The organism is Cupriavidus sp. 96C5-1 (genome assembly GCF_057798855.1).
In genome coordinates, this window is record NZ_JBYOJU010000001.1 from 402,924 (window position 1) to 425,365 (window position 22,442).

24 protein-coding genes are annotated in these 22,442 nt (G+C 68.2%); 5 read left to right on the top strand and 19 right to left on the bottom strand.

Features of this window, described 5'->3' with window-relative positions; genetic code table 11:
* The 4 genes from AC3FOF_RS01850 to AC3FOF_RS01865 all read right to left on the bottom strand — a co-directional run bounded on the left by AC3FOF_RS01850 (position 1) and on the right by AC3FOF_RS01865 (position 5,964).
* The gene (locus AC3FOF_RS01850) at positions 1 to 1,233 is read right to left on the bottom strand and encodes a class I SAM-dependent methyltransferase (RefSeq protein WP_488725625.1); all 1,233 of its coding nucleotides are present in this window, start codon (positions 1,231 to 1,233) and stop codon (positions 1 to 3) included.
* Positions 1,234 to 1,436: 203 nt separating this feature from the next.
* A complete protein-coding gene (gene pdxH / locus AC3FOF_RS01855) occupies positions 1,437 to 2,075 on the bottom strand; it encodes a pyridoxamine 5'-phosphate oxidase (RefSeq protein WP_017230276.1) in 639 nt (212 codons plus the stop codon).
* Between the two features lie 132 nt (positions 2,076 to 2,207).
* Positions 2,208 to 3,401, bottom strand: a complete 1,194-nt coding sequence (locus AC3FOF_RS01860) for an MFS transporter (RefSeq protein ID WP_276268464.1) — start codon at positions 3,399 to 3,401, stop codon at positions 2,208 to 2,210.
* 283 nt (positions 3,402 to 3,684) lie between these two features.
* Entirely contained in the window at positions 3,685 to 5,964 is a 2,280-nt protein-coding gene (locus AC3FOF_RS01865; RefSeq protein WP_488725626.1) for an AsmA family protein, read from the bottom strand.
* A 191-nt stretch (positions 5,965 to 6,155) separates the two neighbouring features.
* Here AC3FOF_RS01865 and tcdA point away from each other — a divergent pair, with 191 nt between their 5' ends.
* Positions 6,156 to 7,064 carry a tRNA cyclic N6-threonylcarbamoyladenosine(37) synthase TcdA gene (gene tcdA, locus AC3FOF_RS01870; RefSeq protein ID WP_488725627.1) on the top strand — a complete coding sequence of 303 codons (909 nt, stop codon included), beginning with the start codon at positions 6,156 to 6,158 and terminating at the stop codon, positions 7,062 to 7,064.
* 20 nt (positions 7,065 to 7,084) lie between these two features.
* Here tcdA and AC3FOF_RS01875 read toward each other — a convergent pair whose 3' ends face one another.
* Positions 7,085 to 7,663, bottom strand: a complete 579-nt coding sequence (locus tag AC3FOF_RS01875) for a P-loop nucleotide/nucleoside kinase family protein (RefSeq protein WP_488725628.1) — start codon at positions 7,661 to 7,663, stop codon at positions 7,085 to 7,087.
* Positions 7,664 to 7,820: 157 nt separating this feature from the next.
* On the opposite strand from AC3FOF_RS01875, the gene AC3FOF_RS01880 reads away from it, so the two are divergent.
* Entirely contained in the window at positions 7,821 to 8,261 is a 441-nt protein-coding gene (locus tag AC3FOF_RS01880; RefSeq protein ID WP_017230909.1) for a bacteriohemerythrin, read from the top strand.
* A gap of 13 nt (positions 8,262 to 8,274) precedes the next feature.
* Here the strand turns inward: AC3FOF_RS01880 and AC3FOF_RS01885 are convergent, their stop codons facing one another.
* Together AC3FOF_RS01885 and trxA are read right to left on the bottom strand one after the other, a co-directional pair.
* Complete coding sequence (locus AC3FOF_RS01885; RefSeq protein ID WP_488725629.1) at positions 8,275 to 8,664, bottom strand: cupin domain-containing protein; 390 nt, start codon at positions 8,662 to 8,664, stop codon at positions 8,275 to 8,277.
* A gap of 80 nt (positions 8,665 to 8,744) precedes the next feature.
* On the bottom strand, positions 8,745 to 9,590 hold the full coding sequence (gene trxA / locus AC3FOF_RS01890) for a thioredoxin (RefSeq protein WP_488725630.1): 846 nt from the start codon (positions 9,588 to 9,590) through the stop codon (positions 8,745 to 8,747).
* 248 nt (positions 9,591 to 9,838) lie between these two features.
* On the opposite strand from trxA, the gene AC3FOF_RS01895 reads away from it, so the two are divergent.
* A complete protein-coding gene (locus tag AC3FOF_RS01895; protein ID WP_035810705.1) occupies positions 9,839 to 11,557 on the top strand; it encodes a long-chain fatty acid--CoA ligase in 1,719 nt (572 codons plus the stop codon).
* Between the two features lie 69 nt (positions 11,558 to 11,626).
* On the opposite strand, the gene AC3FOF_RS01900 is transcribed toward AC3FOF_RS01895, so the two are convergent.
* The gene (locus tag AC3FOF_RS01900; RefSeq protein ID WP_488725631.1) at positions 11,627 to 12,430 is read right to left on the bottom strand and encodes an ankyrin repeat domain-containing protein; all 804 of its coding nucleotides are present in this window, start codon (positions 12,428 to 12,430) and stop codon (positions 11,627 to 11,629) included.
* 16 nt (positions 12,431 to 12,446) lie between these two features.
* Entirely contained in the window at positions 12,447 to 13,157 is a 711-nt protein-coding gene (locus tag AC3FOF_RS01905) for a gamma-glutamylcyclotransferase (RefSeq protein WP_017223968.1), read from the bottom strand.
* A gap of 305 nt (positions 13,158 to 13,462) precedes the next feature.
* Here AC3FOF_RS01905 and AC3FOF_RS01910 point away from each other — a divergent pair, with 305 nt between their 5' ends.
* Positions 13,463 to 13,783 carry a hypothetical protein gene (locus AC3FOF_RS01910; protein WP_017223969.1) on the top strand — a complete coding sequence of 107 codons (321 nt, stop codon included), beginning with the start codon at positions 13,463 to 13,465 and terminating at the stop codon, positions 13,781 to 13,783.
* A gap of 141 nt (positions 13,784 to 13,924) precedes the next feature.
* Here AC3FOF_RS01910 and AC3FOF_RS01915 read toward each other — a convergent pair whose 3' ends face one another.
* From AC3FOF_RS01915 to AC3FOF_RS01950, 8 genes are all read right to left on the bottom strand, one after another.
* Positions 13,925 to 14,272, bottom strand: a complete 348-nt coding sequence (locus tag AC3FOF_RS01915; protein ID WP_017223970.1) for an FKBP-type peptidyl-prolyl cis-trans isomerase — start codon at positions 14,270 to 14,272, stop codon at positions 13,925 to 13,927.
* 133 nt (positions 14,273 to 14,405) lie between these two features.
* Entirely contained in the window at positions 14,406 to 14,954 is a 549-nt protein-coding gene (locus AC3FOF_RS01920) for a YaeQ family protein (protein WP_017223971.1), read from the bottom strand.
* 141 nt (positions 14,955 to 15,095) lie between these two features.
* Positions 15,096 to 15,800, bottom strand: coding sequence for an alpha/beta hydrolase (locus tag AC3FOF_RS01925; protein WP_276265541.1), 705 nt, complete (start codon positions 15,798 to 15,800; stop codon positions 15,096 to 15,098).
* Positions 15,801 to 15,826: 26 nt separating this feature from the next.
* Positions 15,827 to 16,138 carry a hypothetical protein gene (locus AC3FOF_RS01930; protein WP_017226281.1) on the bottom strand — a complete coding sequence of 104 codons (312 nt, stop codon included), beginning with the start codon at positions 16,136 to 16,138 and terminating at the stop codon, positions 15,827 to 15,829.
* A 144-nt stretch (positions 16,139 to 16,282) separates the two neighbouring features.
* Positions 16,283 to 16,885, bottom strand: a complete 603-nt coding sequence (locus AC3FOF_RS01935; RefSeq protein WP_276265542.1) for a YceI family protein — start codon at positions 16,883 to 16,885, stop codon at positions 16,283 to 16,285.
* An 11-nt stretch (positions 16,886 to 16,896) separates the two neighbouring features.
* Positions 16,897 to 17,280: an MAPEG family protein gene (locus AC3FOF_RS01940; protein ID WP_017226279.1), complete on the bottom strand. Its 384-nt coding sequence runs from the start codon at positions 17,278 to 17,280 to the stop codon at positions 16,897 to 16,899.
* Positions 17,281 to 17,359: 79 nt separating this feature from the next.
* Positions 17,360 to 17,578 (bottom strand): RNA-binding S4 domain-containing protein, encoded by a 219-nt coding sequence (locus tag AC3FOF_RS01945; protein WP_488725632.1) that lies wholly within the window; start codon positions 17,576 to 17,578, stop codon positions 17,360 to 17,362.
* A 48-nt stretch (positions 17,579 to 17,626) separates the two neighbouring features.
* Positions 17,627 to 19,402 carry a glutamine--tRNA ligase/YqeY domain fusion protein gene (locus tag AC3FOF_RS01950; RefSeq protein ID WP_276265543.1) on the bottom strand — a complete coding sequence of 592 codons (1,776 nt, stop codon included), beginning with the start codon at positions 19,400 to 19,402 and terminating at the stop codon, positions 17,627 to 17,629.
* 266 nt (positions 19,403 to 19,668) lie between these two features.
* Between AC3FOF_RS01950 and AC3FOF_RS01955 the strand changes: the two genes are divergently transcribed.
* The gene (locus AC3FOF_RS01955; protein ID WP_488725633.1) at positions 19,669 to 21,108 is read left to right on the top strand and encodes a CoA transferase; all 1,440 of its coding nucleotides are present in this window, start codon (positions 19,669 to 19,671) and stop codon (positions 21,106 to 21,108) included.
* 26 nt (positions 21,109 to 21,134) lie between these two features.
* Here AC3FOF_RS01955 and AC3FOF_RS01960 read toward each other — a convergent pair whose 3' ends face one another.
* Positions 21,135 to 21,752: an FMN-binding negative transcriptional regulator gene (locus tag AC3FOF_RS01960; RefSeq protein WP_017224526.1), complete on the bottom strand. Its 618-nt coding sequence runs from the start codon at positions 21,750 to 21,752 to the stop codon at positions 21,135 to 21,137.
* 20 nt (positions 21,753 to 21,772) lie between these two features.
* A complete protein-coding gene (locus AC3FOF_RS01965; protein WP_017224527.1) occupies positions 21,773 to 22,393 on the bottom strand; it encodes a pyridoxamine 5'-phosphate oxidase family protein in 621 nt (206 codons plus the stop codon).
* Positions 22,394 to 22,442 lie beyond the last annotated feature (49 nt).

A 22,442-nucleotide genomic window follows, 5' to 3' on the forward strand; every position in this document is an offset into this window, starting at 1 on the left:
TCAGTCGAGCGATTTATCGTAGATATAGCGGCGCGACCAGGGCAGGCTCTGCGACGACAGCCCGGACTTATGGCACACCACCTGGTAGATCGACATCTGGTCGGTGTCGAAGGCATGCGCGCAGCCTGCCAGGTAGACGCGCCAGATGCGGTATTTCTTTTCGCCCACCATGGCGCGGATGGTATCACCCTGCGCCTCGAAATTTTCCGCCCAGTGGCGCAGCGTGCGCGTGTAATGGTGGCGCAGCAGTTCCACGTCGGTGGCCTCCAGGCCGCCGCGCTGCAGCGCGTTGAGCACCATGCCGATGTGCGGCAGCTCGCCCTGCGGGAAGACGTAGCGGTCCATGAACTCGGAGCCGTCCATGGGCGTGGCGCCGCTTTCCGGGTCGGGCGACGTGATGCCGTGGTTCATGGCGAAGCCGTCCTCGGCCAGCAGCTCGCGCATGCGGCTGAAGTAGCCGATCAGGTTGTTCTTGCCCACGTGCTCGAACATGCCGACGCTGGTGATCCGGTCGAAGGTGCCCGCGATGTCGCGGTAATCCTGCAGGCGGATCTCGATGCGGTCGGACAGTCCCGCCTGCCGGACACGTTCGGTGGCGAGATCGAACTGGTTTTGCGACAGCGTGATGCCGACGCAGCGCGCCCCGAATTTTTCAGCCGCGCGCAGCACCAGCGCGCCCCAGCCGCAGCCGATGTCGAGGAGGGTCTGGCCGGGCTGCAGCCGGATCTTGGTGAGGATGTGGTCGATCTTCTTGCGCTGCGCGGTGGCCAGGTCTTCGTTGCCATGCTCGAAGTAGGCGCACGAGTACACCATGGCCGGGTCCAGCCAGAGCCGGTAGAACTCGTTGGAGACGTCGTAGTGGTATTGGATCGAGGCCTTGTCGGCCGCCTTGGTATGCACGAAATGCTGTGCCACGCGTGCCAGCGCGCCGCCGGCCTGTGCGCTGGCGGCGGCCGAGAAGCGGTAGGCCACCGCGATGATGTCGCTCAGCTTGCCGTCCAGGTCGATCTTCTCCTGCACATAGGCTTCGCCGAGATTGTCCAGGCTGGGCGTGAGCAACAGCGGCAGGGCGCCGGCCTCGCGCACGGTCAGCGTGACCGACGGCTGCTCGAAACGGCCGAGCGGATACTCGTTGCCATTCCACAGCCGAAGCTTGACGGGTAGGTTGGCCCGCTCGCGCAGGTCGGCGATCCAGTGATCCAGTTGCTTGTCCAGTGCTTGCTTGAAAAACATGCGGCTTCCCTCCTGACGGTTGCGGCATACTCCTCGAACTACAGCAGAGGGCAGGCGGGGCCTGCTCCTGGCGGCCGCTTCCGGGTGGAAGCGGCCTATATTCACTTTACGACAAATCCAAATTTTGTGCAGTGCGCGACCTCGCTGCCCGCCAGGACACGAACGCGTGCGGCGCGCCTGCCGCTACCCGCATGCGCCGCCATTCATGGCGACAGGCGCACGATCTGCCAGCGGCCGTCCGGCAGCAGCCGGTACGCAATGCGGTCGTGCAGGCGCGACGGGCGTCCCTGCCAGAACTCGATGCGGGTCGGCACCAGCCGGTAGCCGCCCCAGTGCGCCGGGCGCGGCGGGTTGTCGCCGAACTTGGCGCGGAAGTCCGCTTCGCGCTGTTCCAGCACCGCGCGGTCCGGGACTTCGCGGCTTTGCTCCGAGGCCCATGCCCCGAGGCGCGAGCCGAGCGGCCGCGTGGCATAGTAAGCATCGCTCTCGCTATCGGTAACTTTTTCAACATGTCCTTCCACGCGTACCTGGCGCTCCAGCTGCACCCAGTGGAACAGCAGCGCCGCGCGCGGGTTGGCGGCAAGGTCCAGGCCCTTGCGGCTCTCATAATTGGTGAAGAAGGTGAAGCCGCTGGCATCCATGCCCTTGAGCAGCACAATCCGTGCCGAAGGCTGACCATCGGCGTCGACGGTGGCCAGCGTCATGGCGTTGGGCTCGGGCAGCTTGGCGTGTATGGCTTCATCGAACCAGCGCTGGAACTGGCTGATAGGATCGGGTGCCACATCGGATTCGGAGAGCGAACCGAGTACGTAGGTTCGGCGGAGGTCGGCGAGTTGGGTCATGTCGGATCAGGTATCGAGTCAGCAGGCCGCGCGCGGGGCAAGCATGCCCGGCATCGGCGGCCTGTCTGCTTTGAGTATAGCGAAAGCGCACCAAGCCGCATTTGCGCGCACGCAAGTCCCCGCCAGTGCCGTTCAGGCCGGTGGCGGGGGCAGCTTGCGGGCGTGGCCGCGCGAGTAGTAGCCCGCCACCCCCATCGCGCCCGCCATCGACAGGAAGATCGGCAGCATGCCAAGCGCCGTGCCCACCACGCCGAAGGTCAGCGGCCACACCACCTGGCTGGTGTTGAGCACCGCCGAGCGCAGGCCCAGCGCTTCGCCGGCGCGCCCCGAAGGCGATGCCGTGTGCAGGATGTTCATCACGTTGGGCTGGGCGCTGCCCAGGGCGAGGCCGAGCAGGAAAGCAAGGCAGCACATCAGCCAGAACTCGGCGACGAACGGGTAGATCAGGTAGGCCACCGCGCCCACCAGCAGCGCGCCGCGAATCACCTTCCACTCGGACAGCCGGCGCGACACCAGCGGCATCGCCACGCGGATGGCAAAGGTGGCAATGGCGAAGGCGCCCAGCACCCAGCCGATCGACGAGGGGGAGAGACCGACCCGGGTGCCCTGGATGGGAATCAGGAAGGCATGCAGGTCCCAGGCCGCCGACAGCACGGCGCTGGCGATAAAGACCGCGCGCAATTCCGGGTGCGCGAGCAAGCCCAGGGTGGAGTTGCGGCTACCGTCCACGATCGCGCCGCGCGCGGCCCGCCCGCCTTGCGCCGGCAGCCTGCCGCGTACCAGGTGCAGCCCCAGCAGGCCGGCGGCCGCCACGGCCACCAGCGCGAAGAATGCCGGGCGGTAGCCGGCGTGCTCGATCACATAGCCCATCACCACCGGGCCCAGCGTGCCGGAGAACGACAGTCCGAGCGCGTGCAGCGTGTAGTTGCGCAGCCGGGTGCCGTCGGTGGAAATCTGTCCGATCAGCAGCTGCATGGCGACCTGCACCAGCATGAAGCCCACGCCGATCAGCGCGCAGGAGAGATAGAGCGCGGCAATGCCCGGCCACACCGCCGGCAGCAGGGTGCCGGCGACCACCATCAGCGAACCCGCCGTCATCGGCTTGCGCGGCCCGATCTCGTCGATGCGCTTGCCGGCGCGGATGGCCAGCAGCATCGGCAGCAGCGCATAGAGCGACATCAGCATGCCAAGCGTGACGGTCGAGGCCTTGAGGGAGAGGGCAAACAGCGATACCACGACGCGGCTGGCGTTGAAGGCCACGTGGTTGCACACCGTTAGCGCGATCAGGCAGCTGATCGGCGGGACGGTGGCGTGGAGCGGCGTCATGCTGGGGCGGGGGCTGGAGGGAGAATCCGGGAAAAACAAGTGCGGCCTGGGCCGCACCTTTATAAGAACGCCGGTTCCGCAATGCATCCGCAGCCGGACATCCGCTTCGTGCCACTTATTGGTAACTTATTTGTAAATGGCTGTTTAATTATGCGAGCGATGTAGGCGATATACAACGTTCATTTGCACGGATGCACCAAAGTGTTGCGAAATTGCGTCGCAGAGGAAAAAGGTGCCGTCGCATGCGAGCCACGACCGCCTGGCGGCCGGACGGCGCAACTGCTCAGCCGCCCTGATAGAGCGAAGTGCCGGGCGCAGGCCGCGGGGGCAGGTCCGGGCGCACCGGCCGGGATTGGCTACCGGAGGCAGCGGCCGGGGGCTTGGCCCTGGCATCGGGCGAAGCCGGCGGGCTGGCGCCCTGGCCGGCTTTCCCGGCGCCCGGGTCGCGGTACGCCTGGCCCGGCGGCGGCGCGGTGGGGCGTTTGCGCATGCCCGCCAGCAGCCGGCCGCACTGCGAGTCCTCGCCGGTGGACAGGTCCATCAACGGCAGGACGGTGGCAACCGGTGCTACCAGCGCCAGCGCCACGGCGCCGCCCGCGCGCAAGGCCAGCACGCCGATGTCCGGGCTGACCGAAGGCTTTTTCAGCGTGCCTCCCACATACAGCGGCGAACGCAGCGAGAAGATGCGCAGTCCCTTGGAGTCGGGGCGGACGGTCAGCGCGAGCCGCTCGCTGGCCAGGTCGACGGCGCCGCTGGTGTCGATCACGGCATCCTGGGTGTCGAGGACGAAGGTGCGTGCGCGGGCCACGCCCTTGGTAAAGGTGAAATCGCCGACGCCGCAGTTGATCTGCACCGGCTTGTCGCCGAACAGCTTGGCTATCACCACGCTGCCGACGTTCAGGCCCATGGCCTCCAGCAGGAACTTGCTGACCGTGCCGTTTTCCACCAGCAGCCTGGCTTCGCCGTTGGAGGTGCCGAGCAGGGCGGCCACCGAGTTGCCGGTAGCGCTCAACCTGGCGCTGCCGTTGAGTTCGCCGATGCTGGCGCGCATCGGCTCGAGCCTCGGAAACAGCTGCTTGAGCTTGAGGTGGCGTGCCTTCATGTCGATGGTGGCGGCCAGCGGCTCGCGCTTGCCGTCGAGCCGCAGCGCGGACGTCAGGTTGCCGCCGGCCACGCCGAAGTTCAGCGGATCGAGCGTCAGCACGCCGTCGTCCAGCTTGAGATGGGTGTCGAGATCGCTGATCGGCAGGTCGGCGGTGCGGATGATGCGCTTACCGGTGAATCTCACATCGGCGTCGATGCTGTCCCAGCGTTCCGTGCGGAACGGCGCTACCGGCAGGGCCTTGCCGGCGGGCTGGCGCACCGTGCTGTCGGACGCGGCCTGGCCGGGCTTGGCATCCGCGCCGATCAGCGGCGCCAGGTCCTCGAAGCGAAGCTGGTTCGATTCCAGTTGGCCGGACAGCAGGGCGCGCGGCTGGCGCTGGGCATAGGTGAGCGAACCGCTCAGGTCGCTGCCGCCCACGTGGCCGGAGAACCTGTCATAGCGATACACGGATGCGCCCTTGCGCAGCGTCGCCACCAGCCTGCCGCGGGTTTCATACGGCGGGGTGCTGGGCAGCACGATGCCGCTCAGTGCATACAGGGAGGCCATGCTGTCGCCCGACAGCTGCAGGTGCATGTCGAGCGCGCCGAGGTGGGCGGGATTGGTCAGCGTGCCTTCCACCACCGCGCGCGTGTTGCCGACGCGCACGTCGGCCTGCAAGGGGAAGGGGACGTTCGCGTCGCGCAGGCTCAACACCGTGCCGGCCTTGCCGGTGGCGTTGATGGTGGCCTGGTTGTAGCGGCCGGTGGCCTTCCAGCGGATACCGTAGCGCGGGCCTCCGGGGGCGGTTGCGGCTGCGCTGCCCGCCCCGGGCGCCTGGCTGGCCGCGCCTGTCGCCGTCGGGCCGGATGCCGGCGGCGCGATCAGCGCGCCGTCGCGGGTCTTGTCATAGAGCGCGGCGTCGCCGATGGAGTCCAGCCGCGCCTGCAGTTCCAGCTTCAGCACCTGGTCCGTCAGCGCCAGGTCGCCCCGCGCCAGCGAGACTTCGCCGATGTCGAGCTGCCAGCGCGAAGGCGCCTTGCTGGCGGGGGGCGTGAAGGTCCAGTTGTTGCGCTGGTCCGCCAGCCGCTCCAGCCAGACCGCCGGGCTGTCGATGACGATGGTGGGCACCGAGATCCGATGCGAGAGCAGGGGCAGCGGCCGCAGCACGAAGATCAGTTCGCGCACCGTGGCGAAATTGGGCTCGCGGGCCCAGAGGGGATTGCCGACGGTGATGTCGCGCGCGGAAAGCCGGGGCCAGGGCACCCAGGTATGCCAGCCGGTCTCGCCCTCGGCGCTGCGCCAGGTCAGGCTGAGATCGCCATTGACGGCGAAAGGCCGGTCGATGGATTCGGAGACCTTCTGGTTCAGCCAGGGCTTGAGGCGATTCCAGTCGAAGTTCAGGAGAGCGACCGCCAGCGCCGCGATCAGCAGCAGCGGGGTCAGTACACTCCAGAGAACGGCCTTGCGGCGCAGGGTCATGGGTCGGTTTCCTGATCGGCGCGGCCCGCCGCAGCGTCTGCGGGACAATGCAGCGGTCGAACCGCGGCTGGGGGGCTGCGGTTATTGTATAGTTGCGCGCCCCGCTATCCTGTCGGCGCCCGGCCGACAAGGTGGCGCAACGCGCGCTTTCCCCCGCAGTGTCCTCCAATCAGCAAGCTTCGAGCGAAGAAATGAGCAATCTCGTCCCGGAAACATTCGCCCAGCCGGAGTTGGCGCAACTGCCGCCGGCGCTCGCCCACGAGAGCCCGGAGGAGGAGGACTATCATCGCCGCTTCGGTGGCGTGGCGCGCCTGTACGGCGCGGCGGGCCTGGCGCGGCTTGAGGCGGCCAAGGTGTGCGTGGTCGGTATCGGCGGGGTGGGCAGCTGGGCGGCCGAGGCCCTGGCGCGAAATGCGGTCGGCCGCGTCACGCTGATCGATCTCGACCATATCGCGCTGTCCAATACCAACCGCCAGATCCACGCCCTGGGCGATGCCTATGGCCGCGCCAAGGTGCAGGCCATGGCCGAGCGGATGGTGCAGATCAACCCGCGCTGCCAGGTGCGGGAGGTGGATGACTTCGTGACGGTGGACAATGTGGCCGAGCTGCTGGACGGGCACGACTACATCATCGATGCCATCGACTCGGTCAAGGTCAAGATCGCCATGCTGGGCTGGGCCCGCCGCGTGGGCAGGCGCATCATCACCTGCGGCGGCGCCGGCGGCCAGCTCGACCCGACCCGTATCCGCGTGGTCGATTTCTCCCGTACCCAGCAGGACCCGCTGCTGGCCAAGGTGCGCTCCAGCCTGCGCAAGGACTGGGGCTGGCCGCGCAATCCCAAGCGGAAGTTCGGCATCGACGCGGTCTACTCGGACGAGCCCCTGCGCTATCCCGAGCCCGAACAGCAGGCCTGCGAGATCGACGAGGCCCCGGCGGCCGCTCCCGCCGCAGCACCGGCCGGCCCGCAGGGGCTGGCCTGCGCCGGCTTCGGCTCCTCGGTGGCGGTGACCGCGGTGTTCGGACTGGTGGCGGCCTCCACGGTGCTAAGCGCGCTGACCGCGCCAGACCCGGCGGCCCCGGATCCGGCGGCACCGGACTAAAGCCACGCGCGTGGCCGCCATCACGCCGCCAGGCGCGCCAGCAGGGCGGCGAATTCGGCCTCGCCGGGGGCGGTATTGTCGAAGTAGGCCAGCTCGGGATACTGCTCCGGCGCGGGCATGAAGCGCCGCGTCCGGTAGTCCTCCCAGTGCGCCAGCTTGTAGGCGTCGTTGGGATTGGCGCGCCGCACGATACGCGCGTGGGCCTCGTCTTCCGGCAGGTGCACCCAGAGCGTGCGCACCGTGGTGCCGGCTGGCATGCGCAGCCATGCTGGATCGTGCAACAGATGGTCGCGCACCTCGCGCGACAGCGGGCCCACCACGATCACGCTGATGCCGAGCAGAAGATTCTCGCGCGCGGTGTCGAGCAGGCCGTGGTATTCGGCATCGCGCAGGTACTTGAGATAGGTCGGGCTGTCGCGGTCGTTCGGGTCGCCGGTCAGCGCGCTCATCGCCGCGGCACTGTAGCCGCCGTAGAGCGTGTCCTTGTCCAGCAGGCAGAACGGTTCGCCGGTAGCCTGCATCAGCGGGCCGATCAGGCGGTGGGCCAGGGTGGTCTTGCCGGTGCCGGCATGGCCGCAGAAGAAGAGCAGTCGGGGCATTGGGGGGCCAGGGGGCAGCCTGGCGGGAGCGGAGTTCAGGCTCCAGCATAACCCCTGGACGTGGGCCAGCCCGGCACAACCGCGCCTTGTCCTGGATCAGGCCGCTGCGCGGCAGATTCGGTATCCTTGCGGTTTGCCCGCTTCCGTCCTCCCTGTCATGACCGATTCTTCCGCACCGAGCACCGCCGTCCTTGCACCCGAGCTTTTGCTGGGCGAGCCGGTGACCGACGCCACCCACGCTGAATTCGTCCAGTTGCTGGATGCTGCCGCGCGCGCCGACGACGCCGGGTTCCTGGCGGCGCTGGACGAGTGGATCGACCATACCCGCCACCATTTCGGGCAGGAGGAAGCCTGGATGGAGGCGATGGCCTTCGGCCCGCAGCATTGCCATCGGGGCGAGCACGAGCAGGTGCTGGCGGTGGCCGGCGCGGTGCGCGACAAGGTCGCCGAGGGCGACCTGGCGCTGGGCAGGCGGCTGGTGTCGGAACTGCCCGGCTGGTTCGACCAGCATGTGAAGTCGATGGACGCGATGATGGTCGATCACATGCGCGAGAACGGCTTTTCGCTGATCGAGGCGCCGGCCGGGCAGGCTGCCTGAAGCGGCTGCCGCCTCAGCCGGCCCTGGCCGCGGCGCGGTCGAGCACGACGAAGTGCTTGCGCACCGCTTCGAGCACCTCGAACAGGCCGGTGAACCCGGCCGGGATCACGCAAGCGTCGCCGGGGCCGAATTCGCGGGCCTGGCCGGCGTCGTCGCTGATGCGGATGCGTCCGCTGATGACATGGAAGAACTCCTCCTTGCCGGCCGGGAACGCGATGCGCCAGGCGCCGGGCTCGCAAGCCCACACGCCGCAATCGAAATCGCCCTGGCCGGCGCTGTAGTGCGTCCAGGTGGTGCGGTCCGGGTTGCCGGCGACCAGCCGGTCGGGGCGTGGCCGGTCATGGCTGGGCAGGGGTTGCGCGTCGGTCTGGAAATCGGTCAGGCGGGGCAGGGAGGCGGTCACGGCGGAACTGGGGAATTAGGGAAACAGGGCAGGTGCGGCGGGAGAGCGGGCTGGCCCGCCCGCAGCATGCACCCGCCAGTTTAATTCAGCGCCGAGGCCAGTTGCCGGCGCCAGCGCGACACCGCCTCGGGCTGGTCGCCCATCAGCGCGAATACCGACAGCATGGTGGTCCGCCCGACATCGTCGCCGAAGGCCCGGTCTGCGCGCACGATGGCCAGCAGTTGCGCCAGCGCCGCCTCGTATTGCCGGTGCGCGATCAGGGCGCGCGCGAGGTCCAGGCGTGCCTGGAGATCGTCCGGCGCCGCGGCGATGCGGGCCATCAGGACAGCCGGGTCGGGCAGGCCGGAGACGCCGCGCATGGCCTCGATCCGGGTGCGCAGCGCGGCGAACCCATCCTCCTGGGTGGCGTCGGGCGATAGCATGCCGAACTCGGCCTCGGCTTGCTCCAGCGCGTCTTCGTCGAGCAGAAAACCGATGTACTCCAGGCGCGCCGCGTCGAAGCCGGGGTCGAAGGCCAGCGCCGCCTGGAACGCCGCACGGGCGGCGTCCCTATCGCCAGCGGCGGCGTGATCGCGCGCCGCGCGCAGGGCCACCTGGCCCGGGTCGGGCATCACGCGCGCAATGAACTCGCGCAGGCCGGACTCCGGCAGCACACCGGTGAACTGATCGACCGCCTGGCCGTCCGCGAACGCCACCACGTGCGGAATGCTGCGCACCCCGAAATGGGCCGCCAGCTCCTGGTTCTCGTCCACGTTCACCTTGGCCAGCCGCCATTTGCCGGCGGCTTCGCCTTCCAGCTTTTCCAGCATCGGCCCCAGGGTGCGGCAAGGTCCGCACCAGGGTGCCCAGAAATCCACCAGCACGGGGACATGGCGCGACGTGTCGATCACGTCGGCCTCGAAGTTCTGCAGGGTTACGTCGCTCATGGCTTGGTCTCGAGAAGTGGAGCCCCCGCGGCAGCGCCGCCGGGCAGGGCATTTCACCCTCTTCATTTTGGGGCGGGACCGGCCGAATGCAACCTTGCCGCGGTGGCGGGAGGGTAGACAAGGGTAAGCGATGGATTGAAAATAGAACGGTCGTTCGGTTATATTGATTGACCGGTATCTGATACGCATTGATACGCATCGACCCGCATGCCAAGACCACGGTCCTCGAGACCGCACAGGAGACCAATATGCAGACCCCTCAGCCCGCGCGCCCGCATTTCCAGTTCTGGCCCAAGCGCGTGCCCACCGAGATCGTGCTGCCGGAGACTTCGCTCTGGTACAACCTGGTGGTCTCCGCCCATCGCTACCCCGGCAAGGCGGCCATCCGGTATTTCGGCAACGCCATCAGCTTCCGGGAGCTCGAGGCCCAGGCCAGCGCAATGGCTGGCTGGCTGCAGCAAAAGGCGGGGGTGAAGAAGGGCGACCGGGTGCTGCTCTATATGCAGAACTGCCCGCAGTTCATCATTGCCTACTACGCCATCCTGCGCGCGGACGCGGTGGTGGTGCCGGTCAACCCGATGAACCGCGCCGAAGAATTCAAGCACTACATCAGCGACGCGCAGGCCCGCGTGGCGATCCTGAGCGCCGACCTGGCCGGCGGGGCCGAGCAGGCCAATGGCGAACTGCCGGCCGGCCAGCGCCTGCAGCATCTGCTGGTCACGCAATACAGCGACGCGCTGCCGCCCAGCTACGCGCATCCCGAAGACGCGCCGGCCGCCTGGCTGACCACCCAGCATCCCCTGCCCGCAGGCGCCACGCCGTGGGCCGAGGCGCTCGCCGCGCAACTGGTTCCGGCCCCGCATACCGCCGGCCCGGACGACATGGCGGTGATGCCCTACACCTCGGGCACCACCGGTTTCCCCAAGGGTTGCATCCACACCCATCGCTCGGTGATGCACAACGTCATCGGCGGCAGCATCTGGAGCGGCAGCGGCGCGGAATCGACCATCCTGTCGGTGCTGCCGCTGTTCCATGTGACCGGCATGCAGTACGGCATGAACGGCCCGATCTACAGCGGCGCCACCGTGGTGATGCTGCCGCGCTGGGATCGCGAAGTCGCCGGCCGGCTGATCTCGCGCTACCAGGTCACGCACTGGACCAATATTCCGACCATGGTGATCGATTTCCTGGCCAGCCCGAACCTGGAGCAGTTCGACCTGTCCAGCCTGCGTTATATCGGCGGCGGTGGCGCGGCCATGCCGCAGGCGATCGCGGAGCGCCTGAAGCAGCAGTTCGGCCTGAATTACCTGGAAGGCTACGGCCTGTCCGAGACCATGGCGCCGACCCACAGCAATCCGGGCGATCGCCCCAAGCTGCAGTGCCTGGGCGTGCCCTTCCTCAATACCGACGCGCGCGTGATCGACCCGGTGACGCTGGAGGAAATGCCGGTCAATGAAGTCGGCGAGATCATCGTGTGCGGCCCGCAGGTGTTCAAGGGCTACTGGGGCAAGCCCGATGCCACCCGCGATGCCTTCATCGAATTCGACGGCAAGACCTTCTTCCGTACCGGCGACCTGGGCCGCATGGATGAGGACGGCTACTACTTCATCACCGACCGGCTCAAGCGCATGATCAATGCGTCAGGCTTCAAGGTGTGGCCGGCCGAAGTCGAGAACCTGCTGTACAAGCATCCCGACGTGCAGGAGGCCTGCATCATCGGCACGCGCGACGCCTACCGCGGCGAGACCGTGAAGGCCGTGGTGGTGCTCAAGACCCATGCCAAGGGCAAGACCACGCCCGAGGACATCATCGAGTGGGCCAAGGAGAACATGGCGGCCTACAAGTATCCGCGCGTGGTGGAGTTCGTCGATGCGCTGCCCAAATCGGGCACGGGCAAGGTGATGTGGCGCCACCTGCAGGAAAGCGAGAACGCGCGCAACGCCGGGGCCAAGCCGGCCGAGGCCTGATGCGCCGGCAAGTTGCCTGATGCAAGGGCGGCGAGTTCCGGGCGCGCCCCGGGACAATCCGGCCGCGCCTCAGTGCCCGCGTTCGCGCATCAGCATCTTCACTATGGTCTTGTAGCTGCGCTCGCGCGCGTGCCGGGTCGGGCTGGTGCCGTCGCGGTCCGCCAGGTTGGCATCCGCGCCGGCGTCCAGCAGCAACTGCACGATGTCTTCGTAGCGCGCGCTGCCGTCCCCCATGACGATGGCTTCCAGCAAGGCGGTCCAGCCTTGCCCGTTGACGTGGTCGACCGCGACGCCGGCTTTCAGCAACACTTTCACCACTTCGGTATTGCCATGCTCGCAGGCTGCGATCAGGGCGGTGTTGTCGTAGCCGTCGGTGCTGCCGACGTCGGCGCCATGGGCCAGCGACAACTGCACCACCTCGAGCTGCCCCGTAGCCGCCGCCAGCAGGAACGGGCTGTTGCCCTCGACATCCTTGCGGTTGACGTCGGCGCCAGCCACCACCAGCGCCCTGGCGACTTCCGTATGCCGGCTGTAGACCGCCACCAGCAAGGCGCTGCGGTTGTGATCGTCGGTAGCCTGGGCCGATGCGCCCGCTGCCAGCAAGCGCTTGACCAGTTCGAGATCGCCGACCGAGGCGGCCGCGATGAGGTTGCGGTCCAGCGCGCCGACGCTGTCGTGCGCGGCGGACGGAGAGTGCGCCGAGCCATGCCCGTGCGAGCGCGGTGAAGCCTGTGCCGGACCGCTTCCTGCCGGGCGTGCCGCCAGGCTCGACCCGCCCGGGCCGGCCAGCAAGGCGCCGCCCATCAGCAACCCGGTCAGTCCCAGCACTTCGGCAAGCACCAGGCGGCGAGGGCGGGCGGCAGGGCGTGGCATCCCGGTGGTTCCTGGATCAGGCGATTTCGCTTGCGGCGCGGGTGGCCGCGCCCGCGGCATCCGTATCCTGCAGGCGGCGCCAAAGCCGCCCCAGGTAGGGGTCGTCGACGCCGTTGGTGGCAAGGCCCAGCAGGGTTTGCTGGAGGTACTCGCGAGCCGGGCCGTAGAGCCCGCAGGCATGGCGCAGGCACGCCACCACGCGGTCGTCGGGCAGCCGGCCAGCGTAGGACTCATGCGTGCGGTTCATCACGAAGGCCAGCGCCCGCTGCGGCGCGCTGCCGGCCATCTTCACGTTGAGCCAGCGCGGATGATAAGCCCCGGTGAGCATCTCGCGGCGCCACAGCAGGCGGAATTCCTGCTCGATCATGTGATGGGGAATGCGGAAGACGACGCCATGGCAGGAGCCGCCGCGATCCAGTCCCAGCACCAGGCCCGGGTCGTCCCAGGTGCCCCGGTTGATGCGCGAATAGAGATAGAAGCCGCGGTGGTAGCCGTGCACGGTGGCAAGCCGGTGGTCGGTGTGGACCACCATCGGGTTCCAGATCAGCGAGCCGTAGCCGAACAGCCAGACATCGCCGGCCAGCGCCGGCGAATCCGGGCGCCGGTCGAGCGTGGCGCGCAGCGAACCCTCGAGCGCTTCGGCGGGAAGCAGCGAGGAAGCCACCGGCGTGCTGCATAGAGAAGCACGCAGCCGATCCGTTTCGAGATCTTGTCGGGTGATGGCCATGGTGCAAGCATAATCCAAAGCGGCGCGGCGGGCGGCATGGAAACCACATGGCGAGGAGAAATCTGTGTAAGGTTCCCCACGTTGTCGGCGGCTCGCAACGGTCAGGTTTCGATCGGAGTCAGGCGTGCGCACGCGAGCGGCGCCGCTGGCAGGCAGGGTGGCCAGGCCTATGCCGCGCTACGAGGTGCCGGGGGGATGGCGGCTGCCGCGCCGGCGCGATATTTCGGCGCGATACTTGACCTGGCAAGGTGGCGGTATCGGCCGACATGTCTTTACAATGCTGGCATCAACCAGGAGATCAGGCTATGGCGCGTACGCTCACGGTGGCCTTCGGCACCGGCAAGGAATTCGGTTTCACCATTGGCGATGCCGAGCTGGCGGCGGTCAGCGAGGATGCCGGCTGGCGCTGGTTCGACCGCGAATACGCCGAGCTCGATTGCCAGGCCTCCAGCCCGGTGGGCAAGGTGCTGGTGATCGACAAGATCCTCAACGTGGCCAAGTTCTCCGGCGAAGCGCGATTTTCCGGCGATGCCGCCTGGGCGCAGGACTATGCCCGCCATGCCGCGCGCCTGCTGGACCGCGACAAGGTGCGGGTCGACGTGGGCAACGCTGCGATCAGCTTTTAGTGCTGGAAGCGCGTCCGGCCGGCATGGCCGGGGCCGGAACGCACAAGGGGCGCCCGCGGGCGCCCCTTGTTGCTTGTTGCCATCCGCGCAGGCGCGCGGGATGGCATGCCGATGGCTGCCGCCCGAGCGGCAGCCAGGCGCTCAGACTGCCAGCAGTTCCACTTCGAACAGCAGCGTGGCGTTGGGCGGAATCACGCCGCCCGCACCGCGCGCGCCGTAGCCGAGTTCGGCGGGGATCACCAGGCGGCGCGTGCCGCCCACCTTCATGCCCTGCACGCCTTCGTCCCAGCCGCGGATGACATGGCCGGCGCCCAGCGGGAACACGAAGGGATCGTTGCGGTCCTTGCTCGAATCGAACTTGCGGCCGGCCTGTTCGTTCTCGTAGAGCCAGCCGGTGTAGTGCACCGTGACATGCTTGCCTGCCGTGGCTTCGGCGCCTTCGCCGGTTACGGTGTCTTCATATTGCAGGCCGGAGGGAGTGGTATTCATGGATGGCTTCCTTGTGCTGTATCAGCGAGGGTCACGGGTTCGGTGCGACCGGCGTTTGCGGTCGCACCGGGCGGATGGGTGATGCGAAAAACACGAAATACACAAAATGCGAAAACCGGGCGGCGCGGCAGGCTCAGCCCGCCGGGCGCTGCAGGACTTCGAGCGTGATGCGGACGTTGTTGTCGTCGTCGCTGACCCAGATTTCACTGTCCTGGATCGTCACCGACAGCCGCATGGCGCGCTGCGCCAGGGCGGCGAGCGCTTCCACCGCCTCGGCGGGCACATTGTAGATGGTCACGTTGCGCAGCTTGCCTGCCTTGCCGGCCATGCCCTTCCACCATTCGCGCGCGCTGGCACCATTGTAGGTGAACACCGTGACACGGTCGGCGCGCGCCGCCGCGCGCTTCAGGCGGGATTCGTCGGGCTGGCCCAGCTCGATCCAGTGGGCGATTTCGCCGGTCAGGGTCTTTTCCCACAGGTCCGGCTCGTCGGGCTCGTCGAGGCCACGGGTGAAGGTAAGCGTGTCGCTGGCTTCGCAGGCGAAGGCCAGCAGCCGCACCATCATGCGCGCGTCGTTCTCGGACGGGTGCTTGGCGATGGTCAGGGCGTGGCTGCCGTAGTAAGGCCGGTCCATGTCGGACACCGACAGTTCGGCCTTGTAGATGGTGGATTTGAGAGCCATGGGAGAAGACTGGGCGCGGCAGAGGCTGCGAGAAGCGAAAGGCCGCATCATACGTGAAACGCGCGGCGCGATCGCGACTGCGCCATGGCCGCGGTCCGCCATGTCTTGCAAGGACGCCACGATCGGCCCGGGAGCGCGCCGTCAGGCGCTGACGGCGCGCAGCGCGATCCCGCTCAGCAGCGCGGCAAAACCCGGCCGGGTTTGCCAGGCTTCCCCCAGCAAGTGACCCGTAGCGGGCAGGTCGATCACCTCGACCCGCTCGGCCAGGCTGGCACGGGCGGCCAGGGTGTCGGCAATGCAGGGTGGAATGACGTTGTCCTCGGCGCCGCGCACCAGCGTGATGCGGCCGCGAAAGCGCTCGATCTGCTCGAAGGCGAGCGAGGCGCGCCAGCTGCCGGGCGTGCGCAGCACGGCCGTAAAGGCCGGGCCGAAGGGCAGTTCGAAGGCGGCCGGGTCGTAGGCGGCGCCCACCAGCGTCAGCAAGCGCTCGATCCGGTTGGCCGGATCGGCCGCCATGCGCACGGCGATTTCGCCGCTCATGCTGATGCCGATCAGGGCCCTCGGACCGCTGCCGTCCAGATGCGCCAGCGCTGCTTGCGCTTCGCCCAGGCGCTTGGCCAGCGAGTTGGGCGTGCGGGCGGCGCTTTCGCCGTGGCCGGAAAAATCGATGGCGACACTGCCGACGCCGTGCGCGGCCAGCGCCTGCCGCAGTGCCAGCCAGCGTCCGCGGTGGCTGGTGCCGGCGCCGTGCAGCAGCAGGCAGCTGGCGCCGTTGCCGGCGTCGATGCGGTCCGCGGCCAGCGTTTCGGCGCCGGCCGCGATGTCGAAGCGCAGGGGTGTGCTCATGAATGGCGCGCCGGGGTCCCTGAGGATCAACGCGATTTGCGGTAGTCGCTGAGGTAGTAGCGCAGCAGCGCCGCAGCCAGGTTCAGGCAGAGGAAGGCCGCCGCCACTACCATGGCGTGCCCGGCCGGGCTGTCGAGTTGCCCCGACTGGGCCAGGCCGAGCAGCCAGCTTCCAACCAGCGGGATCAGCAGCGGCACCAGCAGGGCGCGGCGGCCATAGGTGCGAAGCGCCCACGCCGGGAAGGGGCGCAGGAAGTCCAGCGGGATACTGCAGACCAGGCAGGCGCCCGCCGCCGCCAGCGCGGCAGCCACGATATCCCCAGCTTGAATCATCGTCATTTGTGTTCGTTCCCCGTTCGGGCGAAGGCCGGGAGACAGGACCGGCCAAATAGGCAAACCCCTGATTCTACAGAAGAAATCGGTGCTTCAGGTGCCGCCGGGGCGACATCCCGCAGCGCCGCCGGATGCTGGGCGGCGCGGCTGTCACTCCAGCGCCGGCAGCGACGGCGTCGCCTCCACGGACATCGTGAGCACCACGGTATCGCCCACCTCGGGCAGGAAGCGCGTCATGCCAAAGGTGCTGCGCGACAGCACGGCGCGAAAATCGCCGCCGCAGACGTGACGCTTGATGCCGAACAGGGAAATCGCGCCGCAGCTGAACCGCTCCGCCTCCAGCCGCAGCGGCTGCGTGACGCCGTGCAGGGTCAGCTCGCCTTCCACGGCCACCAGCCGGTCGCCTTCGCGTACAAAGCGGCTGGCCTGCAGCCTGACCACGGGGAAATTCTGCGCATCGAGGAACTGGGGCGAACGCAGGATGCCGTCCAGGGTACGGTTGCCGGAATCGACCGAGTCGGCATCCACCGTGAAATCGATCGCGCCGCTGCCGCTGGTTTCGTCGTAGCGGATGCGGCCGTCGATCTTGCCGAAGCGCCCGCGCACCGAGGTCCGCTCGAAATGGCTGGCGGCGAAATACACCGTGGTGTGGGTCGGGTCGACCTTGAAGTCGAGCGGTTCCGCCAGAGCCGTGCCGGGCAGCAAGGACACCAGCAGGCATAGTGAGCAAAGGGCGGTTGGCAGGTGCCGCATAGGGCATATCCTCAGTGGACGAACACCGGCAGCAGGAAGATGCCGATCACGGACAGGAAGCCCACGGTCCAGCACAGGGTGCGCAAGGTGGCGCGATCGGCCAGGTAGCACAAGGTGTACAGGATGCGCGCAGCGACGAAGACCAGCGCCAGTTCGTCGATGCGCGAGGCCGGCGCATGCAGGAAGCTCGCCGAGAGCACGGCGGCGGCGAAGAAGGGGAAGGCCTCGAAGTGGTTGCGGTGGGCCTGGTCGGCCCGCCGGGCACGCCCGGCCTGCTCTTCCAGCCAGCCGCGCGGGTCGTGATTGTCGTAGCCGCGTCCGCCCGCCTTGGCGATGCCCACCGTCACGACAGGCAGGATGCCTGCGAGCAGCACACACCAGAATGCAATCGGCATGGATATTTCCTTTGCTTGGGGGCAGGCGCCCGGTGGCCGGCCGGACCAGCCGCCGGGCATGCCTGCGGATGGGCTGGCCTCAGGCCGCCACCACCCGAATCTTCACGCCGGGCACGCTGACCACCTGGCCGGCGCGGATCTTGGCGGTCTTGCGCGATTCCACCGCGCCGTCGACCGACACTTCGCCGGTCGCCACCAGGGCCTTGCCGGCGCCTCCGCTGTCGCATATCCCGGCCACCTTGAGCAGGTCGTTGAGGGCGATATGCTCGCCCTCGAGCGGGAAGGTTATGGTTTGCATGGTCCTCGTCTGCCTTGTTCCTTGTTGACTTCGTTTGCCTCGTTCGACTCACTTGCCCCAGCTGTCCTTGAGACCGACGATGCGGTTGAAGACCGGCTTGCCCGGCCTGGAGTCGACGCGGTCGGCGACGAAGTAGCCATGGCGCTCGAACTGGAAGCGGTCTTCCGCGGCGGCCTGCTGCAGGCCGGGCTCCAGGTAGGCGGTGACCGTTTTCTTGGAGCCCGGGTTCAGCGCGTCGAGGAAGTTCTTGCCGCCGGCATCCGGGTTCGGGTCGCTGAAGAGGCGGTCGTACAGGCGCACTTCCGCTTCATAGGCGTGCGGTGCGCTGACCCAGTGGATGTTGCCCTTGACCTTGACGCTGTCGGCGCCCGGCGTGCCGCTCTTGGTGTCGGGCAGGTAGTTGGCGTGCACGGCAATCACCTTGCCGTCGGCGTCGCGGTCCACGCCCGTGCATTCGATCACATAGCCATAGCGCAGGCGCACCTTGCTGCCGGGATTGCCGTCCTTGGGCGCGAACAGGCGGAAGTAGCCCTTGGGCGGCGCTTCGCTGAAGTCGTCTTGCTCGATCCACAGCTCGCGCGACAGCGGGAACACGCGACGGCCCAGCTCCGGCTTCTTCGGGTGCACGGGCGCCGAGCACTCTTCGCTCTGGCCTTCGGGGTAGTTGTCGAGGATCAGCTTGAGCGGGTCCAGCACGCCCACGCTGCGCGCGGCGCGCGCGTCGAGGTCGTCGCGCACGGCGCCCTCCAGCGTGCTCATGTCGATCCAGCTATCGGACTTGGCCACGCCGATGCGGTCGCAGAACAACTGGATCGATTCCGGCGTGAAGCCGCGGCGGCGCATGCCCACGATGGTGGGCATGCGTGGATCGTCCCAGCCGTCCACGCGGTTCTCAGCGACCAGTTGCAGCAATTTGCGCTTGCTGGTGATGGCGTAGGTCAGGTTCAGGCGGGCGAATTCATACTGGTGCGGCAGCGGATCGCTGAACACGCCGCATTCGCGCAGCTGCGCCAGCACCCAGTCGTACAGCGGACGGTTGTTCTCGAACTCCAGCGTGCACAGCGAATGCGTGATGTTTTCCAGCGCGTCCGAGATGCAGTGGGTGAAGTCGTACATCGGGTAGATGCACCACTTGTCGCCCGTGCGGTGGTGATGGGCGTGGCGGATACGGTAGATCACCGGGTCGCGCATCACGATATTAGGCGCGCTCATGTCGATCTTGGCGCGCAGCACGTGTTCGCCGTCGGCGTACTTGTCGTCGCGCATGTCGCGGAACAGCTGCAGGTTTTCCGCCACGCTGCGGTCGCGGAACGGCGAGGGCGTGCCGGGGCGCGAGAAGTCGCCGCGGTTGGCGGCGATCTGCTCGGCGGTCTGGCTGTCCACATAGGCCACGCCGCGCTCGATCAGCTTTTCGGCGAAGGCATAGAGCTGGTCGAAGTAGTCGCTGGCGTAGTACAGGTGAGGCTGCTTGCTGCCGTCCGCGCCGGTGCTGTCCCAGCTGAAGCCGAGCCAGTGCACCGCGTCGATGATGGAGTCGACGTATTCGGTGTCTTCCTTGACCGGGTTGGTGTCGTCGAAGCGCAGGTGGCAGCGGCCGGCGTAATCGCGCGCCATGCCGAAGTTCACGCAGATGCTCTTGGCGTGGCCGATATGCAGGTAGCCGTTGGGCTCCGGCGGGAAGCGGGTGATGACGGTGGGCAACGGCTGGCCCTGCGCATCCTGGCGGCCGGCGTAGGTGCCGGAGGCGAGGTCCTGGTCGATGATGCTGCGCAGGAAATTGGATGCGGCGGGCGTATTGTCGTTGGCTTTGGGGTCGTGGCTCATTTGGGCGCCGATGGGCTGTTAATTCCGCGGGGGCGGCGGCCGCGATGGCGGCCCGCTGCCCGCCGCGATGCTCGATTGCGTGGCGGATTGCCGGATCGGGTGATTTTACCGTGCCTGCGGCCAGTGTCGGGGAAACTGAGCGCGCCGGCCGGAAAACAGCCGGCGCGGCCGGGTTCGCCGCCGGTTTGAAATACCAGGCGCGGCCAATTTCGGCGATCCGGTGGACTAGGATGGAGGGAGCGCATCCGCCCCTGGAGCTTGCCGCCATGCCGACGCCAACCATTACCCCGGCCACCCGCCCCAGCCCGGACGAGGCCGTAGCCGGACTCTGGCAGGCCGCGGGGCTGCCGGCCGCGGCACTGGGCCGGCTGCAACTCGGCGGCGCCGACCCGGTGCTGCCATCCTCCTTCGCCGTGGGCACCGCTGCCCAGGCCAGCCTGGGCGCCGCGGCGCTCGCCGCCGCCGCCCTGTGGCAGCAGCGCAGCGGGCGCTGGCAGGACGTCGCCGTGGAGATGCGTCACGCGCTGGCCGAATTCCGCAGCGAACGCTACCTGCGCGTCGATGGCGCGCCCTGGCCGGAGTTCCGGGATCCGCTCTCCCGGCTTTTCCGCTGCGGCGATGGCCGCTGGGTGCGCCTGCATGCCAATTTTCCCCACCACCGCGATGGCGTGCTGCGACTGCTCGGCTGCGCCAACGATGTCGCGGCGGTGCAGGCCGCCCTGCAAAAGTGGGAGGCCGAGGCGTTCGAGACCGCTGCCTCCGAGGCAGGCCTGGTGGTGGCCGCCATGCGCAGCTTCGAGGCGTGGGACCGGCATCCCCAGGGACAGGCGCTGCACGGCATGCCGCCGCTGACCATCGAGCGCATCGGCGAGGCGCCGCCGCAGCCGTTGCCGGATCTGCCGGCCACCGGCGCGCGCCCGCTCACGGGCGTGCGCGTGCTGGATTTCACCCGCATCATCGCCGGGCCCGTGGCCGGACGCACCCTGGCGGCGCATGGCGCCGACGTGCTGCTGGTCACTGCCGCCCATCTGCCGGCCATCATGCCGCTGGTGATCGATACCGGACGCGGCAAGCGCTCCTGCCAGCTGGACCTGCGCGACCCGGACGACAAGCACGCCATGCACAAGCTGCTGCATGGCGCCGATGTCCTGATCCAGGGCTATCGGCCGCAGGGGCTGGCGGAACTGGGCGTGGGGCCGCAGGCGGCCGCGCGCGCGCGGCCGGGCATCGTCTATGTGACGCTGAGCGCCTATGGCCACACCGGGCCGTGGGCTGGCAAGCGCGGCTTCGATTCCCTGGTGCAGACCGCGAGCGGATTCAACCACGCGGAAGCGCAGGCCGCGGGCAGCGACACGCCGCAGCCGTTGCCGGCCCAGGTGCTCGATCATACGGCCGGCTACCTGCTGGCGCTGGGCGCCATGGCCGCGCTGCACCGGCGCGCAGGCGAGGGCGGCAGCTGGCATGTGCGGGTGTCGCTGGCGCAGACCGGCCAGTGGCTGCGCGGCCTCGGGCGGCTTGAAGGCGGAATGGAGATACCGGATCAGCGCTTCGAGGATGTGGCCGACCTGATGGTGGCCTTGCCTTCGGGCTTCGGTGCGCTGGGCGTGGTGTCGCATGCGGCCCGGCTGTCGGAGACGCCTGCGCAATGGGCGCTGCCCTCGGTGCCGCTCGGCACCCATATGCCCGAGTGGCTGCCGCGCGCCTGAGCGGCGCGCGGTGGGAACCCCGGGCTTCAGGCGCCCGTCATGCGCGCCATCCACTCCGCCATGTCGCGCTCGATGGCGCTGCCTTCCCGCTGGGCCGCGAGAATGCGGGCGCGGTCGGTGGCGGGGCGGTTCTGGCTGAGCTTGAACTTGGCTTCGATGCGCGTCGGCTCGATGCGCAGGCCGACGATCCCGCCCAGCATCTTTTGCTTGAAATCCTCCGGCAAGTCATGCCATTGCGCGGCATAGCCCGGTTCGTTATGGGCGATCAGCCGCTTGAGCAGCGCGTCCTTGGCGCCGGCGTCATGCACGGTGACGATCTCGGCGTACACATGCACGGCAACGTAGTTCCAGGTCGGCACCGACCGCTTTTCCTCGTACAGCGCCGGCGATACGTAGCCATGCGGCCCCTGGAACACCAGCAAGGCCTTGGGAGTCTGCTCCAGCCAGCGCCAGTGCGGGTTGGCGCGCGCCATATGGGCTTCGATCCGCCAGCTGTCGCCGCTACGCTCGGCTACCACCGGCAAATGCGTGGCGAAGGGGAGGCCGCCGGCGTCGTTACCGATCAGGGTGGCGAAGGGATAACGGCGCATGACCTCGTCGATGGCGTCGTTCTCGGTACAGGCGAAGTGGGTTGGCGTGTACATATATCCGGGGTAGTCAAGCTTCAATACAGGGTTTGCTTCAGCCGTTCCGGCTGCGTCTGGTCGTAGGCGGCCCCGTCGATCGCATGGCGGCTCAGGTCGGCCAGGATGGTGCCGTTGCTCGGAAGGCTGGTGCGCGCCACCTGCGTTGCCGGGTCCCATAGTTTCGAGCGCACCAGCGCACGGGCGCACTGGAAGAACACCGACTGGATCGAGATCACCAGCACCGTGGCCGGTGCCTTGCCGTCGATGACGCAGCGCGCGATCAGCGCCGGGTCGACCGAGACCAGGGCGGTGCCGGCCACGCGGATGGTCTCGTTCACGCCGGGGATCAGGAACAGCAGGCCCACGCGTGGGTCGGCGACGATATTGCGCAGGCTGTCGATGCGGTTGTTGCCGCGCCGGTCCGGCAGCAGCAGGGTGCGTTCGTCGAGCACCTGCACGAAGCCGGGCGCATCGCCGCGCGGCGAGCATTCGGCGTATTCACCACCCACCGTGGAGAGCAGGCAGAGCGGTGCGGCCTCGACAAAGGCGCGGTAGTGTGGATGGAGGTGGTCGACTTCCTTGGCGAGCGAGGCTTCGCCGGCTTCGGCGTAGCGAGCCTCCAGCTCTGCCAGCGTGGTAATGGCGTGCGGGGTGGTCATGTCGATGGGCGTTGGGGGGCGCGGGCGCCGGACTAGTCTCACTGTAACG

Bases quoted from the DNA above. Each gene is read 5' to 3' on its own strand.
- AC3FOF_RS01850 (WP_488725625.1), bottom strand. From the start codon at position 1,233: ATGTTTTTCAAGCAAGCACTGGACAAGCAACTGGATCACTGGATCGCC.
- pdxH (WP_017230276.1), bottom strand. From the start codon at position 2,075: ATGACCCAACTCGCCGACCTCCGCCGAACCTACGTACTCGGTTCGCTC.
- AC3FOF_RS01860 (WP_276268464.1), bottom strand. From the start codon at position 3,401: ATGACGCCGCTCCACGCCACCGTCCCGCCGATCAGCTGCCTGATCGCG.
- AC3FOF_RS01865 (WP_488725626.1), bottom strand. From the start codon at position 5,964: ATGACCCTGCGCCGCAAGGCCGTTCTCTGGAGTGTACTGACCCCGCTG.
- tcdA (WP_488725627.1), top strand. From the start codon at position 6,156: ATGAGCAATCTCGTCCCGGAAACATTCGCCCAGCCGGAGTTGGCGCAA.
- AC3FOF_RS01875 (WP_488725628.1), bottom strand. From the start codon at position 7,663: ATGCCCCGACTGCTCTTCTTCTGCGGCCATGCCGGCACCGGCAAGACC.
- AC3FOF_RS01880 (WP_017230909.1), top strand. From the start codon at position 7,821: ATGACCGATTCTTCCGCACCGAGCACCGCCGTCCTTGCACCCGAGCTT.
- trxA (WP_488725630.1), bottom strand. From the start codon at position 9,590: ATGAGCGACGTAACCCTGCAGAACTTCGAGGCCGACGTGATCGACACG.
- AC3FOF_RS01895 (WP_035810705.1), top strand. From the start codon at position 9,839: ATGCAGACCCCTCAGCCCGCGCGCCCGCATTTCCAGTTCTGGCCCAAG.
- AC3FOF_RS01900 (WP_488725631.1), bottom strand. From the start codon at position 12,430: ATGCCACGCCCTGCCGCCCGCCCTCGCCGCCTGGTGCTTGCCGAAGTG.
- AC3FOF_RS01905 (WP_017223968.1), bottom strand. From the start codon at position 13,157: ATGGCCATCACCCGACAAGATCTCGAAACGGATCGGCTGCGTGCTTCT.
- AC3FOF_RS01910 (WP_017223969.1), top strand. From the start codon at position 13,463: ATGGCGCGTACGCTCACGGTGGCCTTCGGCACCGGCAAGGAATTCGGT.
- AC3FOF_RS01915 (WP_017223970.1), bottom strand. From the start codon at position 14,272: ATGAATACCACTCCCTCCGGCCTGCAATATGAAGACACCGTAACCGGC.
- AC3FOF_RS01920 (WP_017223971.1), bottom strand. From the start codon at position 14,954: ATGGCTCTCAAATCCACCATCTACAAGGCCGAACTGTCGGTGTCCGAC.
- AC3FOF_RS01925 (WP_276265541.1), bottom strand. From the start codon at position 15,800: ATGAGCACACCCCTGCGCTTCGACATCGCGGCCGGCGCCGAAACGCTG.
- AC3FOF_RS01930 (WP_017226281.1), bottom strand. From the start codon at position 16,138: ATGACGATGATTCAAGCTGGGGATATCGTGGCTGCCGCGCTGGCGGCG.
- AC3FOF_RS01935 (WP_276265542.1), bottom strand. From the start codon at position 16,885: ATGCGGCACCTGCCAACCGCCCTTTGCTCACTATGCCTGCTGGTGTCC.
- AC3FOF_RS01940 (WP_017226279.1), bottom strand. From the start codon at position 17,280: ATGCCGATTGCATTCTGGTGTGTGCTGCTCGCAGGCATCCTGCCTGTC.
- AC3FOF_RS01945 (WP_488725632.1), bottom strand. From the start codon at position 17,578: ATGCAAACCATAACCTTCCCGCTCGAGGGCGAGCATATCGCCCTCAAC.
- AC3FOF_RS01950 (WP_276265543.1), bottom strand. From the start codon at position 19,402: ATGAGCCACGACCCCAAAGCCAACGACAATACGCCCGCCGCATCCAAT.
- AC3FOF_RS01955 (WP_488725633.1), top strand. From the start codon at position 19,669: ATGCCGACGCCAACCATTACCCCGGCCACCCGCCCCAGCCCGGACGAG.
- AC3FOF_RS01960 (WP_017224526.1), bottom strand. From the start codon at position 21,752: ATGTACACGCCAACCCACTTCGCCTGTACCGAGAACGACGCCATCGAC.
- AC3FOF_RS01965 (WP_017224527.1), bottom strand. From the start codon at position 22,393: ATGACCACCCCGCACGCCATTACCACGCTGGCAGAGCTGGAGGCTCGC.